At 71.7% G+C, this 16,432-nt stretch carries 15 protein-coding genes; 9 read left to right on the top strand and 6 right to left on the bottom strand.

The annotated features are described in order from the left end of the window. Complete coding sequence (gene fabG / locus ACFY2B_RS29970) at positions 1-705, bottom strand: 3-oxoacyl-[acyl-carrier-protein] reductase (protein ID WP_376531874.1); 705 nt, start codon at positions 703-705, stop codon at positions 1-3. Between the two features lie 275 nt (positions 706-980). On the opposite strand from fabG, the gene ACFY2B_RS29965 reads away from it, so the two are divergent. From ACFY2B_RS29965 to tyrS, 3 genes are all read left to right on the top strand, one after another. Further along, entirely contained in the window at positions 981-2,504 is a 1,524-nt protein-coding gene (locus ACFY2B_RS29965) for a TldD/PmbA family protein (RefSeq protein ID WP_390766191.1), read from the top strand. Then, positions 2,501-3,895 (top strand): metallopeptidase TldD-related protein, encoded by a 1,395-nt coding sequence (locus tag ACFY2B_RS29960; protein WP_390766190.1) that lies wholly within the window; start codon positions 2,501-2,503, stop codon positions 3,893-3,895. The genes ACFY2B_RS29965 and ACFY2B_RS29960 overlap by 4 nt, the downstream gene beginning before the upstream one ends. A gap of 66 nt (positions 3,896-3,961) precedes the next feature. Continuing rightward, a complete protein-coding gene (tyrS, locus tag ACFY2B_RS29955; RefSeq protein ID WP_390766189.1) occupies positions 3,962-5,230 on the top strand; it encodes a tyrosine--tRNA ligase in 1,269 nt (422 codons plus the stop codon). A 90-nt stretch (positions 5,231-5,320) separates the two neighbouring features. Here tyrS and ACFY2B_RS29950 read toward each other — a convergent pair whose 3' ends face one another. Next, positions 5,321-5,605, bottom strand: a complete 285-nt coding sequence (locus tag ACFY2B_RS29950; RefSeq protein WP_390766188.1) for a GlsB/YeaQ/YmgE family stress response membrane protein — start codon at positions 5,603-5,605, stop codon at positions 5,321-5,323. A gap of 282 nt (positions 5,606-5,887) precedes the next feature. Between ACFY2B_RS29950 and ACFY2B_RS29945 the strand changes: the two genes are divergently transcribed. From ACFY2B_RS29945 to ACFY2B_RS29935, 3 genes are all read left to right on the top strand, one after another. Next, positions 5,888-6,298: a DUF3099 domain-containing protein gene (locus ACFY2B_RS29945; protein ID WP_390766187.1), complete on the top strand. Its 411-nt coding sequence runs from the start codon at positions 5,888-5,890 to the stop codon at positions 6,296-6,298. A gap of 423 nt (positions 6,299-6,721) precedes the next feature. Further along, entirely contained in the window at positions 6,722-6,931 is a 210-nt protein-coding gene (locus tag ACFY2B_RS29940; RefSeq protein WP_390766186.1) for a hypothetical protein, read from the top strand. Between the two features lie 26 nt (positions 6,932-6,957). Beyond that, positions 6,958-7,197 carry a hypothetical protein gene (locus tag ACFY2B_RS29935; RefSeq protein ID WP_390766185.1) on the top strand — a complete coding sequence of 80 codons (240 nt, stop codon included), beginning with the start codon at positions 6,958-6,960 and terminating at the stop codon, positions 7,195-7,197. A 105-nt stretch (positions 7,198-7,302) separates the two neighbouring features. Here ACFY2B_RS29935 and moaA read toward each other — a convergent pair whose 3' ends face one another. The 3 genes from moaA to ACFY2B_RS29920 form a co-directional block, all read right to left on the bottom strand. Beyond that, positions 7,303-8,292: a GTP 3',8-cyclase MoaA gene (moaA, locus tag ACFY2B_RS29930; protein ID WP_390766184.1), complete on the bottom strand. Its 990-nt coding sequence runs from the start codon at positions 8,290-8,292 to the stop codon at positions 7,303-7,305. A 156-nt stretch (positions 8,293-8,448) separates the two neighbouring features. Next, positions 8,449-10,068 carry a cation acetate symporter gene (locus ACFY2B_RS29925; RefSeq protein WP_390766183.1) on the bottom strand — a complete coding sequence of 540 codons (1,620 nt, stop codon included), beginning with the start codon at positions 10,066-10,068 and terminating at the stop codon, positions 8,449-8,451. After that, positions 10,065-10,421, bottom strand: a complete 357-nt coding sequence (locus ACFY2B_RS29920; protein ID WP_390766182.1) for a DUF485 domain-containing protein — start codon at positions 10,419-10,421, stop codon at positions 10,065-10,067. The genes ACFY2B_RS29925 and ACFY2B_RS29920 overlap by 4 nt, the downstream gene beginning before the upstream one ends. Positions 10,422-10,668: 247 nt before the next feature. Between ACFY2B_RS29920 and ACFY2B_RS29915 the strand changes: the two genes are divergently transcribed. The 3 genes from ACFY2B_RS29915 to ACFY2B_RS29905 all read left to right on the top strand — a co-directional run bounded on the left by ACFY2B_RS29915 (position 10,669) and on the right by ACFY2B_RS29905 (position 15,312). Beyond that, entirely contained in the window at positions 10,669-12,195 is a 1,527-nt protein-coding gene (locus ACFY2B_RS29915; RefSeq protein ID WP_390766181.1) for a S8 family serine peptidase, read from the top strand. Positions 12,196-12,289: 94 nt separating this feature from the next. After that, on the top strand, positions 12,290-13,819 hold the full coding sequence (locus tag ACFY2B_RS29910; RefSeq protein ID WP_390766180.1) for a S8 family serine peptidase: 1,530 nt from the start codon (positions 12,290-12,292) through the stop codon (positions 13,817-13,819). A 107-nt stretch (positions 13,820-13,926) separates the two neighbouring features. Next, a complete protein-coding gene (locus tag ACFY2B_RS29905; RefSeq protein ID WP_390766179.1) occupies positions 13,927-15,312 on the top strand; it encodes a CoA transferase in 1,386 nt (461 codons plus the stop codon). 57 nt (positions 15,313-15,369) lie between these two features. Here ACFY2B_RS29905 and ACFY2B_RS29900 read toward each other — a convergent pair whose 3' ends face one another. After that, the gene (locus ACFY2B_RS29900; RefSeq protein ID WP_390766178.1) at positions 15,370-16,413 is read right to left on the bottom strand and encodes a zinc-dependent alcohol dehydrogenase family protein; all 1,044 of its coding nucleotides are present in this window, start codon (positions 16,411-16,413) and stop codon (positions 15,370-15,372) included. Positions 16,414-16,432 lie beyond the last annotated feature (19 nt).

Genomic DNA, 16,432 nt, shown 5'->3' with positions numbered 1-16,432 from the left:
TCAGTGACCCATTCCCAGTCCGCCGTCAACGGGGATGACGGCTCCAGTGATGTACGAGGCGTCGTCCGAGGCGAGGAACCGCACCGTCGCGGCGATCTCCTCCGGCTGCGCGTAGCGGGCGAGCGGCACCTGCGCGACGATGTCCGCGCGCTGCTCGTCGGTGAGCGCCCTGGTCATGTCGGTGTCCACGAAACCGGGCGTGACGACGTTGAAGGTGATGTTGCGCGAGCCCAGCTCCCGGGCGAGGGAGCGGGCGAAGCCGACGAGCGCGGCCTTGGAGGCGGCGTAGTTCGCCTGCCCCGCGGAGCCGAGCAGCCCGACGACGGAGGAGATCAGCACGACGCGTCCCTTCCGGGCGCGCAGCATGGCACGGTTGGCACGCTTGACCACCCGGAAGGTACCGGTGAGGTTGGTGTCGATGACCGAGGTGAAGTCCTCCTCGGACATGCGCATCAGGAGCTGGTCCCGGGTGATGCCGGCGTTGGCGATCAGCACCTCGACGGGACCGTGCTCGGCCTCGATCTCCTTGTACGCCTGCTCCACCTGCTCGGGGTCGGTGATGTCGCACTTGACGGCGAGGAAGCCGGACGGCGGCTCACCCGAGCGGTAAGTGATCGCGACCTTGTCGCCTGCGTCGGCGAAAGCGCGGGCGATGGCGAGGCCGATGCCCCGGTTGCCTCCGGTGACGAGAACCGAGCGGCTCAACGGATCACCCTTTCATTTGCGGTCTGACACATCCGCCCGAACACCTGGATGACAGGCGGCTACGTCGAAAACCTATCGGGCCGGGCACGCCGAGGAGCGATCGGGCGCCCACAGTGGCTCGCGCGGGTCGCTGTCGGATCCCTACAGAAAGCCCGGCACGACGGGCCGGAACCCGTGGCCCGCGGTACCGGTGACGCGGACCGAAACATGTGGTCCGCGGACCCCGTCGCGCGACATGATCGGACCCGACAGGCCACGACAGCAGGGAGACCTCCGTGCCTCATTCCATCGACGAAGCCTTCACGGCGCTTCCGCTACGGGCCCTGGCCGACGCCGCGCTGGCACGCGCGCGTGCGCTGGGGGCCGAGCACGCGGACTTCCGGTTCGAGCGGGTGCGCAGCGCGTCCTGGCGGCTGCGGGACGCCAAGCCCGCGGGAACGTCCGACACCACCGACCTCGGCTACGCGGTGCGGGTCGTGCACGGCGGCACCTGGGGCTTCGCGTCGGGGGTCGACCTGACCCCGGACGCCGTCGCCAAGGTCGCCGCGCGGGCCGTCGCGATGGCGAAGCTCTCCGCCCAGGTGATCAGGGCCGCCGGGTCGGACGAGGTCGTCGAGCTGGCCGACGAGCCGGTGCACGCCGAGCGGACCTGGGTCTCGTCGTACGAGATCGACCCGTTCTCGGTGCCCGACGAGGAGAAGTCGGCGCTGCTGGCCGACTGGAGCGCGCGGCTGCTGGCGGCGGACGGTGTCAGCCATGTGGACGCCTCGCTGCTCACCGTGCACGAGAACAAGTTCTACGCCGACACGGCGGGGACCGTCACCACCCAGCAGCGGGTGCGGCTGCATCCGCAGCTGACTGCGGTGTCGGTCGACGAGGCCAGCGGCGAGTTCGACTCGATGCGCACCCTCGCGCCGCCGGTCGGCCGCGGCTGGGAGTACCTCACCGGGACCGGCTGGGACTGGGAGGGCGAGCTGGAGCGGATGCCCGGACTGCTCGCCGAGAAGATGCGCGCGCCGAGCGTCGAGGCGGGCCCGTACGACCTGGTCGTCGACCCGTCCAACCTGTGGCTGACCATCCACGAGTCCATCGGCCACGCCACCGAGCTGGACCGGGCGCTCGGCTACGAGGCCGCCTACGCGGGCACCTCCTTCGCCACCTTCGACCAGTTGGGCAAGCTGAAGTACGGCTCCGAGCTGATGAACGTCACCGGTGACCGCACCGCCGAGCACGGCCTGGCCACCGTCGGGTACGACGACGAGGGCGTCGCGGCCCAGTCCTGGGACCTGGTCAAGGACGGCACGCTGGTCGGCTACCAGCTGGACCGGCGCATCGCGAAGCTGACCGGCTTCGAACGCTCCAACGGGTGCGCGTTCGCCGACTCCCCCGGGCATGTGCCCGTGCAGCGGATGGCCAATGTGTCGCTCCAGCCGGACCCGGCGGGGCTGTCCACGGAGGACCTGATCGGGGGCGTCGACCGCGGCATCTACGTCGTCGGCGACCGGTCCTGGTCGATCGACATGCAGCGCTACAACTTCCAGTTCACCGGACAGCGCTTCTTCAGGATCGAGAACGGGCGGATCACCGGTCAGCTGCGGGACGTCGCCTACCAGGCCACGACCACCGACTTCTGGGGTTCCATGGCGGCCGTCGGCGGCCCGCAGACCTATGTGCTGGGCGGCGCCTTCAACTGCGGCAAGGCGCAGCCGGGCCAGGTGGCAGCCGTGTCGCACGGGTGCCCCGCCGCCCTGTTCAAGGGTGTCAACATCCTCAACACGACGCAGGAGGCCGGCCGATGAGCGCCCGTACCAACAAGCCGCACGAGGTCGTCGAGCAGGCTCTTGCGCTGTCCCGGGCCGACGGGTGCGTGGTGATCGCCGACGAGCACTCGACCGCCAATCTGCGCTGGGCGGGCAACGCGCTGACCACCAACGGCGTCACCCGGGGCCGCACGCTGACCGTCGTCGCGACCGTCGACGGCAAGGAGGGCACGGCCTCCGGGGTGGTCTCCCGGTCGGCCGTGACCGCCGAGGAACTGGAGCCGCTGGTCCGGGCCGCGGAGGCCGCCGCGCTCGGCGCCGGGCCGGCCGAGGACGCCCAGCCGCTGGTCACGGGCGTGCCGGAGGCCCCGGACTTCACCGACGCGCCCGTCGAGACCTCGTCGGCGGTGTTCGCGGACTTCGCCCCGGCGCTCGGCGAGGCGTTCGCACGCGCGCGTGCGGGCGGCCGGGAACTGTACGGCTTCGCCAACCACGAGCTGGTCTCCACGTATCTGGGCACGTCCACGGGGCTGCGGCTGCGGCACGACCAGCCGACCGGCACCCTGGAGCTGAACGCCAAGTCGCCGGACCGTACGCGCTCGGCGTGGGCGGGCCGCTCCACGCGGGACTTCAAGGACGTCGATCCGGGCGCGCTCGACGCCGAGCTGGCCGTGCGCCTCGGCTGGGCCGAGCGGCGGGTGGAGCTGCCCGCGGGCCGGTACGAGACGCTGCTGCCGCCGACCGCGGTGGCGGACCTGCTGATCTACCAGCTGTGGTCGGCGTCGGGCCGGGACGCGGCCGAGGGCCGGACGGTCTTCTCCAAGCCGGGCGGCGGCACCCGCCTCGGCGAAAAACTCACCGAGTTGCCGCTGACCCTGCGCAGCGACCCGGACGAGCCCGGCCTGGAGAGCGCCCCGTTCGTCGTCGCGCACTCCTCCGGCGGTGATCAGTCGGTGTTCGACAACGGGCTGCCGGTGCGGGCCACGGAGTGGATCGGCGACGGCGAGGTGAAGCACCTGACGACCACCCGGCACAGCGCGGCCCTGACCGGGCTGCCGGTGGCCCCGGCGATCGGGAACCTGATCCTGGACGGCGGCGACGAGCGCTCGCTGGAGGAGATGGTCGCGGCCACCGGGCGGGGGCTGCTGCTGACCTGCCTCTGGTACATCCGCGAGGTCGATCCGGCGACGCTGCTGCTGACCGGGCTGACCCGGGACGGGGTGTACCTCGTGGAGAACGGGGAGGTGACCGGGCAGGTCAACAACTTCCGGTTCAACGAGTCGCCGGTGGACCTGCTGGGGCGGGCCACGGAGGCGGGGCGTACCGAGAAGACGCTGCCGCGCGAGTGGAGCGACTGGTTCACCCGGGCCGCGATGCCCGCGCTGCGCATCCCCGATTTCAATATGAGCTCGGTCAGCCAGGGCGTATAACCTCGTAGGCGTTCCCGGTCGGCCGTCGGCCGGCCGGCCGAGATCATCCGAGGAGACACGAGAACCGTGACGGACATCGTCGACGAGCTGAAGTGGCGCGGGCTGTTCGCCCTGTCCACCGACGAGGATGCTTTGCGCAAGGCGCTCGCGGACGGTCCCGTCACGTTCTATTGCGGTTTCGACCCGACCGCGCCGTCGCTGCACGTGGGGCATCTGGTGCAGGTGCTGACCGTGCGCCGGCTCCAGCAGGCCGGGCACCGGCCGCTGGCCCTGGTGGGCGGCGCGACGGGGCTGATCGGCGACCCGCGTCCGACCGCGGAGCGCACGCTGAACGACCCGGAGACGGTGGCCGGCTGGGTGCACCGGCTGCGCGGCCAGATCGAGCCGTTCCTCTCCTTCGAGGGGGAGAACGCGGCGGTCATGGTCAACAACCTGGACTGGACCGAGGGTCTGTCCGCGATCGAGTTCCTGCGGGACATCGGCAAGCACTTCCGGGTCAACAAGATGCTGACGAAGGACTCCGTGGCCCGGCGCCTGGAGTCCGACCAGGGCATCAGCTACACGGAGTTCAGCTACCAGATCCTCCAGGGCATGGACTTCCTCCAGCTCTACCGGAGGTACGGCTGCACGCTCCAGCAGGGCGGCAGCGACCAGTGGGGCAACCTCACGGCCGGTCTCGACCTGATCCACAAGCTGGAGCCGCACGCGGACGTGCACGCGCTGGCGACGCCGCTGATGACCAAGGCGGACGGCACGAAGTTCGGCAAGACCGAGGGCGGCGCCGTCTGGCTCGACCCGGAGATGACGTCGCCGTACGCGTTCTACCAGTTCTGGCTGAATGTGGACGACCGGGACATCTCCACCTACCTGCGGATCCTGTCCTTCAAGTCCCGTACGGAGCTGGAGGAGTTGGAGCGGCAGACCGAGGAGCGTCCGCAGGCCCGGGCGGCGCAGCGCGCGCTGGCCGAGGAGCTGACGACGCTGGTGCACGGCGCCGACCAGACGGCCGCGGTGATCGCGGCGTCCAAGGCGCTGTTCGGTCAGGGCGAGCTGGCCGGGCTGGACGAGCGGACGCTGACGGCCGCGCTGTCCGAGGTGCCGCTCGTCCGGGTCGCCGAGCTGGGCCAGGTGACCGACCTGTTCGCGGAGGTCGGTCTGGTGCCGAGCAAGTCGGCCGCGCGCCGCACGGTCAAGGAGGGCGGCGCCTACGTGAACAACGTCAAGGTCACCGCCGAGGACGCCGTCCCCGCCGCGGCGGACCTGCTGCACGGCCGCTGGCTGGTGCTGCGCCGGGGCAAGAGGAACCTGGCGGCGGTCGAGGTCACGTCCGGCTGAGGATCCGGCCGGGACGAAGTCGGAGGGCGGCTCCTCACCGGGGTCCGCCCTCCGTCCTGTCCGCGGGCGCCGTCCCGTCGGCCGGCGCTCTCAGGCCCTTCGCTGCTGCTTCCTCCGCCCCCACACCGCCATGTACGCCATGTCCCCGAGGAAGACGATGATGATCGCGGCAATGAGCTGGAAGAGGTGCCGGGTCCAGTCGACACCGGGGGTCGAGGCGACGCCGGCGGCGCGCGCGACCGCGTTGCCCACGATGGCGCCGAGGATGCCGAAGATGGTGGTCAGCCAGAGGGGACTGTGCTGCTTGCCCGGGATGACCGCCTTGGCGATGATGCCGAGCACGAAACCCACGATGATCGCCCACAACCAGCCCATGGTCGCCTCCTCGTCCGGCCCGACGTGAGCACTACGCCCAGTTTCGGGCGGCCCGCCGTACGGCGCATGTCGGGTACGGCCATGCGGTAAGGGCGCGGGTGCGGCACGCCTGGGCGCCACGTGCGCCACGTGCTCCCTGTCCGCCCGGACGGACGCCGCCCCCGCTCTCGTGGGCGGAACAGGCGCGGCGTAACGTGGAGGCTGTCCTGGCCCGGTGTGCCCATCGGGTGCGGGCCTGGTACGGGCCGGGGAGATCCCGAGGTGGGCGGACGGTGAGCAGTGATGCGGAAGCAGCGCGGTGACGGCAACGTCCAGGTGTTCCGGATCACCGGAGCCCGGACCGGCCTGGCCGAGGACGTGCGCGGCCGGCAGCGCCGGTATGTCATCTCCATGTCCGTCCGGACCGTCGCGGTGATCCTGGCCGCCTCGCTCTGGAACGTCGAACGGCACGTCGCGATCGTGGCGTTGGTGCTCGGAGCGATCCTCCCCTACGTCGCGGTGGTGATCGCCAACGCGGGCCGGGAGCGGCCGCCGTCGCTCCCGTCGACCTTCGTGACCACGCCCCTGCGGCCGACGCTCACGCCGCCGCGGGCGGCGCCGCCCGCGGCGGACGGCCCGGCGGAGTCCGGTCCGGAGCACGCCGGGGCCGATCCGGCGAGCGGCGTGGGTGGTGAGCGGCCCGGCCCCGTGTGAGCTGGGCGGATGCACGGTTCGGCGGTACGAGGACCGGTCGTACAAAAGGCGACGCCGAGCAGCCACGGGGGGAGCTGCCCGGCGTCGGTCTGTCGCTCCGACGGGGGATGCGGAGCGCGTAGGAAGTATGTCACGGGTGGGCGGCGGCCCGGACCCGGAACGACATTTTGATCTGAGCTTTTCTTGAGCCGACTGTGAACCGGGGGCCCCGCCGCCGTCCCGGCCGCCCCGCCCGCACCGCCACACCACCGAGCGGCGTCTACCACACTCCCACCGAAAGCTCAAGAAAAGCTCAGATCAATCATGCAGTTCCCGTGCCGGGCGGCGGGGCACCCGTGCCAGACTGCCAACGCGCTCCGCACCCCGCAGGAGCGGCGGACCGGCACCGGTCAGCTCCCCCAGCCACGCGCCAGGAGGCCCCTCATGCTCGCGATCTGGCAGAATGTCAGGTTTGCCACGGCATTCGTGGTGTTCGTGCCTCTGGCCTTCGTCTGCCTGACGCTGCTCGTCATCGGGCTGGCGGTGCTGGTCCTGCCGCGGTCACGGCATCCCAGTGCGTTCCGCGCCATGGGGATTCTCCGGCAGGTGGTCGAGGTGCTGGTGTCCGGGCGGCAGCCGACGCTGCGTTCCTGACGTGCGGATTCGGTTAGGGTCAGGACGTGAACGCGAATGTCCCCGGCACCGAACCGACTTCTCCGCGCTGTTCCGCCAAGGGCTGTCCCGCCGACGCCGTGTGGGTGCTCGCGTGGAACAACCCCAAGATCCACACGCCGGAGCGGCGGAAGACGTGGCTCGCCTGTGAGGAACACCGGGAGCACCTGTCCCAGTTCCTCGGCGTACGGGGGTTCCTGAAGGACGTGGTGCGGCTGGAGGCGTGGCAGGAGCAGCCGGGGGGCTGAGGCCGGGGCTCGTGCGCCGGTCGTCGCCGACCGCGCCCACGCGGCGGAGCCGAATGCCGGTACGGCTCCACGCCCGTCCGACGCACGCGCCCGTGCAGGCCGTACTCAGCCTCCGATCGCGGACATCGGCCTGTCCGGCTGGATGAATTCCGGGTCGTCCAGTCCCGCTCCCGCCTTCTTGCCCCACATCGCGAGCCGCCAGATGCGGGCGATCTCCTCGTCGGGCGCACCGGAGCGCAGCGCGCCGCGCAGGTCGGTCTCCTCCCGGGCGAACAGGCAGGTGCGTATCTGCCCGTCCGCGGTCAGCCGGGTACGGTCGCAGGCCGCGCAGAACGGGCGGGTGACGGAGGCGATGACACCGACCCGCTGCGGACCGCCGTCGACCAGCCAGCGTTCGGCCGGGGCCGAGCCGCGCTCCTCGGCGCCCTCCGGGGTCAGCTCGAAGCGGGTGCGCAGGGCGGCCAGGATGTCCGCGGCCGTGACCATGCCCTCGCGTTTCCAGCCGTGCTGGGCGTCCAGGGGCATCTGCTCGATGAAACGCAGTTCGTAGCCGTGGTCCAGCGCCCAGGCGAGGAGGTCCGGGGCCTCGTCCTCGTTCAGGCCCGGCATCAGGACCGTGTTGACCTTGACCGGGGTGAGACCCGCGGCCCGCGCGGTGTCGAGGCCGTCCAGGACGTCCTGGTGGCGGTCACGGCGGGTGAGGGCCTTGAAGACGTCCGGGCGGAGCGTGTCGAGGGAGACGTTGACCCGGTCCAGGCCGGCCGTCTTCAGGGCCGCCGCCGTGCGCCGCAGGCCGATGCCGTTGGTGGTGAGGGAGGTCCGGGGGCGTGGTTCGAGGGCCGCGACGCGCTCGACGATGCCGGGCAGGCCGGGGCGCAGCAGGGGCTCACCGCCGGTGAAGCGGACCTCGTCGACACCGAGGGAGGTGACGGCGACGCCGATCAGGCGGACGATCTCGTCGTCGGTGAGCAGATCGGGCTTGGCCAGCCACTGCAGACCCTCCTCGGGCATGCAGTAGGTGCAGCGGAGATTGCACCGGTCGGTCAGCGAGACCCGCAGGTCGGTGGCGACTCGGCCGTAGGTGTCGATGAGCACGTGGGCCCCCTCCCTCGTCCCGGACAGTCTTCTTCCGTCACCTGCGAGCCTACGTGACACCGCTGACATCGGCCGGAGGCAGATTCCACGAAGACACCGCGGGAAACACGGGGCCGCGTCGTGGATCCCCACGACGCGGCCGTCCGTACGGGTGGGTCAGTGCGCTCCGGTGCCGGTCAGGGACCGTACCTCCAGCTCGGCGTACTTCCCGGCGTCCGGTGCCTCCTTCGACAGGAGGGTGCCGACTGCGCCCAGCAGGAAGCCGACCGGAATGGAGATGATGCCCGGGTTCTCCAGCGGGAACCAGTCGAAGTCGGCACCCGGGAACATCGAGGTCTCCTTGCCGGAGACCACCGGCGAGAACAGCACCAGGCCGACCGCGGTGACGAGGCCGCCGTAGATCGACCACAGCGCGCCTGCGGTGGTGAACCGCTTCCAGAACAGGCTGTAGAGGATCGTCGGCAGGTTGGCGGAGGCGGCGACCGCGAAGGCCAGGGCCACCAGACCGGCGACGTTCAGGTCGCGGGCGAGGGCGCCCAGGACGATGGAGACGGCTCCGATGCCGACCGTGGCCCAGCGTGCCGCGCCCAGCTCCTGCTTCTCGGTGGCCTGCCCCCTCTTGATGACGTTGGCGTAGATGTCGTGGGCGAAGGAGGAGGACGAGGCCAGGGTCAGACCCGCGACGACCGCGAGGATGGTGGCGAAGGCGACCGCGGAGATCGTGGCGAGCAGGATCGCGCCCCAGCTGGAGTCCACTCCGCCGAGGTGGAGGGCGAGCAGGGGCGCGGCCGTGTTGCCCGCCTTGTTGGAGGCGATGATCTCGTCCGGTTTGATCAGCGCGGCGGCGCCGAAGCCTAGGGCGAGGGTCATCAGGTAGAAGACGCCGATCAGGCCGATCGCCCAGATCACCGACTTACGGGCGGCCTTCGCGGTGGGCACCGTGTAGAAGCGGATCAGGATGTGCGGCAGGCCCGCGGTGCCCAGCACCAGGGCGATGCCGAGCGAGATGAAGTCCAGCTTGGTGGTGCCCGTCGCGCCGTACTTGAGGCCGGGCTCCAGGAAGGCGGAGCCCTTGCCGCTGTTGCTCGCGGCCGAGCCCAGCAGATCGGAGACGTTGAAGTGGAACTTCAGCAGGACCAGGAAGGTCAGCAGCAGGGCGCCCAGGATGAGCAGCACGGCCTTGACCATCTGCACCCAGGTGGTGCCCTTCATGCCGCCGATCGTGACGTACACGATCATCAGGACGCCGACCAGGGCGACGATGCCGATCTTGCCGCCGTCGCTGGTGATGCCGAGCAGCAGGGAGACCAGGACGCCCGCGCCGGCCATCTGGGCGAGCAGGTAGAAGATCGACACGACGATCGTGGAGGTGCCGGCCGCGGTGCGGACGGGGCGTTGGCGCATCCGGTAGGCGAGCACGTCGCCCATGGTGTAGCGGCCCGAGTTGCGCAGCGGCTCGGCGACCAGGAGCAGCGCGACCAGCCAGGCGACCAGGAAGCCGATGGAGTACAGGAAGCCGTCGTAGCCGAAGAGGGCGATGGCGCCCGCGATGCCCAGGAAGGACGCGGCGGACATGTAGTCACCGGAGACGGCGAGTCCGTTCTGGAAGCCGGTGAACTGCCGCCCGCCCGCGTAGAAGTCGCTGGCGTCCTTGGTCTGCCGGCCCGCCCAGACGGTGATGACGAGGGTCGCGGCGACGAACACCGCGAACAGGGTGATGATCAGCGTGCGGTGCTGGCCGGCCTCGCCCGCGGCCAGGGTGATCGCGGGGCTCATGCGCCGCCCTCCATCCGGGACTTGATGGCCTCGGCACCGGGGTCGAGCTTCCTGGCGGCGTGCCGCGCGTACCACCAGGCGATGAGGAACGTGGTGAGGAACTGGGCGAGGCCGAGGACGAGGGCCACGTTGATGTTGCCCACCACCTTGGTGCCCATGAAGCCGCCCGCGTAGTTGGACAGCAGTACGTACAGCAGGTACCAGGCGATGAAGGCCACGGTCAGCGGGAAGGCGAAGGAGCGGTAGGAGTCGCGCAGTTCGCCGAACTCCGCGCTCTCCTGCACCGCGACGAACTCCTCGGTGGAGGGGAGCCGGTGATGGGGTTCAGAGTGGGGCGGTGTCTCGGTAGCCACGGAGTCTCCTCTGGTCGCGGACGGATCGGGGAAGGGGCTCGATCGTGCTGGTGCTCCCTGTCGAAGGTCCACGGCGCCACGCGAGGACAGGTTCAAGTCCTATGAGTTCTTTCTGAAGTCGTCTCCCCAAGTCATTGCTGGCCAGCGAGGCAGGGAGATAGTTTCGACCCGCACCACCCGTCATGTACCTGCCCGAACAGCACCTGTGTCCCGGGCGGGTTTCGTTTTCGGATGATGTGGAGACCCCATGTCTCATCTGCGCTCCAGACGCAGACTTGGCGTCGCCGCGCCGGTCGTGCTGTCGCTGACCGCCGCGCTGGGCCTGCTGCCGTCGGCCGCGTCGGCGGCCCCCGCACAGACGTCGGCGGCCCGGACGGCGGACGGCCCGGCGCTGGCGTACGTCGTCAACACCGCGGCGGACCACCGCACCATCGAGTCGGTGCGGAAGGCGGTGGCCGCGAACGGCGGCAGCATCGTCGCGACGTACGACCGGATCGGGGTGATCGTCGCGCACTCGGCCGACCCGGACTTCGGCCGGACCCTGCGCGCCGTGCGCGGCGTGCAGTCGGCGGGCGCCACGCGCACCGCGCCGCTCAGCGCCGCGGGCACCACGGACGAGGGCGCCGTGCAGGTCCTGTCGAAGACCCGGGCCGCGGAACTCGCCCAGCGCTCCGCCGCGGGCCAGGAGCCCCTGGAGGCCGACCAGTGGGACCTGCGGGCGATCGGCGCCGACAGGGCCGCACGGATCAACCCCGGCAGCAGCTCGGTGACCGTGGGCGTCATCGACACCGGGGTCGACGACACGCACCCCGACCTCGCCCCGAACTTCTCGGCCGCGCAGTCCGCGAACTGTGTGAGCGGCAAGGCGGACACGACGTACGGCGCCTGGCGGCCGGTGGACGCCGATCACGACCACGGCACGCACGTGGCGGGTGAGATAGCCGCGGCCCGCAACGGCATCGGGGTCGCGGGCGTCGCGCCCGGCGTGAAGGTCGCGAGCATCACCGTGGCGCAGCCCGACTCGACGTCGCTGTTCTACCCGGAGAGCGTCGTCTGCGCCTTCGTCTTCGCCGCCGACCACGGCGTGGAGATCACCAACAACAGCTACTACGTTGATCCGTGGCTGTACAACTGCATGGACGACCCCGATCAACGTGCCATAGTCGACGCGGTCAACAGGGCCCAGCTGTACGCACAGCGCAAGGGCACGCTCAATGTCGCCTCGGCGGGCAACTCCAACGACGACCTCGACTCCCACGCCCTCGTCGACGACTCCAGTCCCGACGACTCGACGCCCGTCGACCGCACGGTCGACCCGCACGAGTGCTTCGACGTGCCGACCCAACTGCCGGGTGTGGTCACCGTCAGTGCGACCGGCGTCAAGGGCGCCAAGTCGTACTACTCCAGCTACGGCAAGGGCGTCATCGACGTCGCCGCACCGGGCGGCGACAAGTACCAGATCCCGGACACGCCGTCGCAGAACGGCCGCATCCTGTCCACCCTGCCGAACAACCAGTACGGCTACCTCCAGGGCACCTCGATGGCCTCGCCGCACGTGGCCGCGGTGGCCGCGCTGCTGAAGTCCGCCCACCCGCGCGCCACGCCGGCCCAGTTGCAGGCGCTGCTCAAGGCCCAGGCGGACAACCCCGGGTGCCCGACCGACCCGTACGACGGGGACGGCGACGGCGTCGTGGACGCGACCTGCGCCGGCGGCAAGCACGTCAACGGCTTCTACGGGTCCGGCGTCGTCAACGCGCTCCGCGCCGTCCGCTGACGCCCCCTCTTCTCTGCGCCCCACGTCGCAGGCCCCCCACGCCAGGAATCCGCACGGCACGCTCGTATCGCGAACGAACTGGAGACACACACATATGACCGCGCCCCAGCCGCGCCACCTCCGCGTCCTGTCGATCCCGGTCGGGATGGCCATGGCCACGGCTCTCGCGTTCCTGCCGAACGCCACCGCGTCCGCCACGGACGCCACGACCACGGCGGCAGCCACCACCACGGCGGACGGGACCTCGCTCAGCTACGTCGTCAACGTCCGCCCCGGGCCGGGCACTTCGAAGCAGGTGCAGAAGGCCATCGGCCAGGCCGGCGGCACGGTGGTGACCTCGTACGACCAGATCGGCGTGATCGTCGCCCACTCGTCGAACCCCGACTTCGCCAAGACCGTCCGCACGGTCCGGGGCGTCGAGTCGGCCGGTGCCACCCGCACCGCGCCGCTGCCCGCGCAGTCGACCACCGACGTCGGCACCCCGCAGGTGCTCAGCGCCGAGCAGGTCGAGCAGGCGCAGGCGGTCGACGGGCAGGACCCGTTGGAGCCCCTCCAGTGGGACCTGCCCGCCATCAAGGCGGACAAGGCGCACGAGAAGACCCTCGGCAGCCGCAACGTCACCGTCGCCGTCATCGACACCGGTGTCGACGACACGCACCCCGACATCGCGCCCAACTTCGACCGGAATGCCTCCGTCAACTGCGTGACCGGCAAGCCGGACACGACCGACGGCGCCTGGCGGCCCAGCGCCGCCGAGAGCCCGCACGGCACGCACGTCGCGGGCGAGATAGCGGGCGCCAAGAACGGCGTGGGCATCACGGGCGTCGCACCGGGCGTCAAGGTGGCCGGCATCAAGGTCGCCAACCCGGACGGCTTCTTCTACACGGAGTCCGTCGTCTGCGGTTTCGTGTGGGCGGCGGAGCACGGCGTCGACGTGACCAACAACAGCTACTACACCGACCCGTGGTACTTCAACTGCAAGAACGACCCGGACCAGAAGGCGCTCGTGGACGCCATCACCCGGGCCACCCGGTACGCGGAGAAGAAGGGCACGGTCAACGTCGCCGCGGCGGGCAACGAGAACTACGACCTCGCCGCCGACTCGATCACCGACCCGGTCTCACCCAACGACGGCACCCCGTCGGACCGGGTCGTCGACCCGTCCGAGTGCTACGACATACCGACCCAGTTGCCGGGTGTCGTGACCGTCGCCGCCACCGGCGCGAAGGGCATCAAGTCGTCCTTCTCCAACCACGGCCTCGGCGTCATCGACATCGCCGCGCCCGGCGGTGACTCGACGGCCTACCAGCCGCCGCAGGCCCCGGCGACCAGCGGGCTGATCCTGGGCCCGCTGCCCGGCGGGAAGTGGGGCTACATGGCCGGCACCTCGATGGCCAGCCCGCACGTCGCGGGCGTCGCCGCATTGATCAAGTCGACCCACCCGCACGCCTCGGCGGCCCAGGTCAAGGCGCTGCTGTACGCCGGTGCCGACGCGACGCCGTGCACGGACCCGTACGACATCAACGGCGACGGCAAGGTCGACGCGGTGTGCGAGGGCCCGAAGAACTACAACGGCTTCTACGGCTGGGGCACGGCGGACGCACTGGCCGCCGTGACGAAGTAGACCGGGTACGGGCGGGCGGCCGGGGATGGATCCGGCCGCCCGTGCGCTCCACTCCTGAGTGTTGATCCAATCAGGACTTGATCCGATCAACACTGCATAGTGAAGTCATGAACGATGTCCAGTCGGTCTGGGAGGCGCTCGGCGGCGATCCCGCTCTCGTCCCGCGCGTCTCGACCGTCGCCCACCGGGAGACGCTCGACGCCCGGCTGCCGGTGCGGGAGCTGGCGCGGGCCTGTGTGGCGGCCTGCGCGCTGGCCGCCGCCGAGCTGGGCGCGCGGCGGGCCGGCCTCGCCGAGGTGCCAGCGGTCCGGGTCGACGACGCGGCCGTCGCGGCCGCCTTCCACAGCGAGCGGCTGCTGCGGATCGACGGACGGGCACCGGTCGGGTTCGCGCCGCTGTCCCGGTTCTGGCGGACCGCGGACGGCTGGGTGCGCACGCACGCCAACTATCCGCACCACCGCAGGCGGCTGCTGGGCGCGCTCGGCCTCCCCGAGGACGCCTCGGTGGAGCGCGTCGCCGCCGTCCTCGCCGAGCGGACCGCGGCGGACGTGGAGGAGCGGGTGTACGACGCCGGCGGCCTCGCCGTCGCCCTGCGCACGCCCGCGCAGTGGGCCGCGCACGAACAGGCCGCCGAAGTGGCCCGCCGCCCGCTGGTCGAGCGCGCCACGGCGGGCGCGGCACGCGCGCGCGTGCTCCCGCCCGTGGCGGCCTCTCCCCTGCTCCCCGCGGCCGGGCTGCGGGTGCTGGACCTGACCCGGGTCATCGCGGGCCCGGTCGGCACCCGCACGCTCGCGCTGCTCGGCGCGGACGTGCTGCGCATCGACCCGCCGTGGCTGCCGGAACTGGCCGACCAGCACGCGGACACGGACTTCGGGAAGAGGTCGGCGACGCTGGACCTCCGGACCGACCGGGAGACCTTCGAGGAGCTGCTGGCCGGGGCCGACGTCGTGGTCACCGGCTACCGGCCGGGCAGCCTGGACCGGTTCGGGCTCACCCCGTCGGCGGCGGCCGAACAGTGGCCCGGGCTGGTCGTGGCGCAGGTGTCCGCGTGGGGCACGTACGGGCCGTGGGGCGGTCGGCGCGGCTTCGACAGCCTGGTGCAGGCCGCGACCGGCATCGCGGTGACCGAGGGCTCGGACGGGCGGCCCGGCGCGCTGCCCGCGCAGGCCCTGGACCACGGCACCGGATATCTGCTGGCGGCCGCGGTGCTGCGGGCGCTGACCGAGCGGACGTACGACGGCCGCGGACGGTCCGCGCGGCTCGCGCTGGCCCGGACCGCGGCCTGGCTGACCCATGGCATCGGACGGGACCCGGCACCGGACGACGCGGCGGCCGGTACCGCCGGCGAGGGGACGGCACCGCGGCTCGCCGAGCGGGACAGCCCGCTCGGACATCTGCGGTACGCCCCGCCGGCGGTCTCCTTCACCGGCGGGCCGACCGACTGGGCCCGTCCGCCGGGCCGCTGGGGGGCGGACGAGCCGCGCTGGGACTGATGCGTCGGGGCCACAACCCTCGGGCGGGCCGGTCGACCGCCCAGACGGTGAGACCGCTCAGGCGGTGATGAGCACCTTCAGAGCGGTGCGCTCGTCCATCGCCCGGTAGCCGTCAGGCACGCCCTCCAGACCGATCGTCAGGTCGAAGACCGGCGAGGGGTCGACGGAGCCGCTGAGGACGTCCGGCAGCAGTTCCGGGATGTACGCGCGGACCGGCGCGACCCCGCCGCGCAGCGCGATGTTCCGGTCGAACATGACCCGGAGGTCGAGACCTGTTCCGCTGCCGTGCGGCACACCGACGTAGCCGACCGTCCCGCCGTCCCGGGTGATGTGCACCGCCGTACTCATCGACTCCTCGGTGCCGACCGCCTCGACGACGGCGTGCGCGCCCTGGCCGCGGGTGAGCGCGCGGACGGCCTCGACCGCGGCCTCGCCGCGCTCGGCGACCACGTCGCCGGCACCGAAACGGCGCGCCAGGTCCGTACGGTCCTGGTGCCGGCCCAGCGCGATGATCCGCTCGGCGCCCAGCCGCCGGGCCGCCAGGACGGCGCACAGGCCGACGGCGCCGTCCCCGATGACGGCGACGGTGGCACCGGGGCGGGCACCGGCGCCGAGAGCCGCGTGGTGGCCGGTGCCGAGGACGTCGGCGAGGGACACCAGGGCGGACAGCAGGCGGTCGTCGGACGCCGCGTCCTTGGGCAGCCCCACGAGCGTGCCGTCGGCGAACGGCACCCGCACCGCCTCGCCCTGCCCGCCGTCGTAGCCGACCGCGCCCCAGAAGCCGCCGTGCACGCAGGAGGCCGTCAGGCCCTCCCGGCAGTAGTCGCAGACGCCGTCGCACCACTTGAAGGGTGCGACCACGAGGTCCCCGCTTCGGACGGTCGTCACCTCGGCGCCGGTCTCCTCGACGAAGCCCAGGAACTCGTGCCCGATCCGCTGTCCCGGCTGCCGGGGCGTCTCACCGCGGTACGCCCACAGGTCGCTGCCGCAGATGCACGCGCGCAGCACCCGCACCACGGCGTCGGTGGGCAGCCGCACGACGGGCTCGGGCACGTTCTCCACCCGGATGTCGTACGGGGCGTGGATGGTGGTGGCGCGCATGGCGAGGATCCTCCTCGGG

Origin of the sequence: Streptomyces sp. NPDC001270 (assembly GCF_042896695.1) — a bacterium.
Lineage (GTDB): Bacteria > Actinomycetota > Actinomycetes > Streptomycetales > Streptomycetaceae > Streptomyces.
The sequence above is the reverse complement of the archived record's forward strand: the minus strand, read 5'-3'. Positions and strand labels throughout refer to the sequence as shown.

Bases quoted from the DNA above. Each gene is read 5' to 3' on its own strand.
- ACFY2B_RS29900 (WP_390766178.1), bottom strand. From the start codon at position 16,413: ATGCGCGCCACCACCATCCACGCCCCGTACGACATCCGGGTGGAGAAC.
- ACFY2B_RS29945 (WP_390766187.1), top strand. From the start codon at position 5,888: ATGCGGAAGCAGCGCGGTGACGGCAACGTCCAGGTGTTCCGGATCACC.
- ACFY2B_RS29910 (WP_390766180.1), top strand. From the start codon at position 12,290: ATGACCGCGCCCCAGCCGCGCCACCTCCGCGTCCTGTCGATCCCGGTC.
- ACFY2B_RS29940 (WP_390766186.1), top strand. From the start codon at position 6,722: ATGCTCGCGATCTGGCAGAATGTCAGGTTTGCCACGGCATTCGTGGTG.
- ACFY2B_RS29950 (WP_390766188.1), bottom strand. From the start codon at position 5,605: ATGGGCTGGTTGTGGGCGATCATCGTGGGTTTCGTGCTCGGCATCATC.
- ACFY2B_RS29915 (WP_390766181.1), top strand. From the start codon at position 10,669: ATGTCTCATCTGCGCTCCAGACGCAGACTTGGCGTCGCCGCGCCGGTC.
- ACFY2B_RS29960 (WP_390766190.1), top strand. From the start codon at position 2,501: ATGAGCGCCCGTACCAACAAGCCGCACGAGGTCGTCGAGCAGGCTCTT.
- ACFY2B_RS29925 (WP_390766183.1), bottom strand. From the start codon at position 10,068: ATGAGCCCCGCGATCACCCTGGCCGCGGGCGAGGCCGGCCAGCACCGC.
- ACFY2B_RS29905 (WP_390766179.1), top strand. From the start codon at position 13,927: ATGAACGATGTCCAGTCGGTCTGGGAGGCGCTCGGCGGCGATCCCGCT.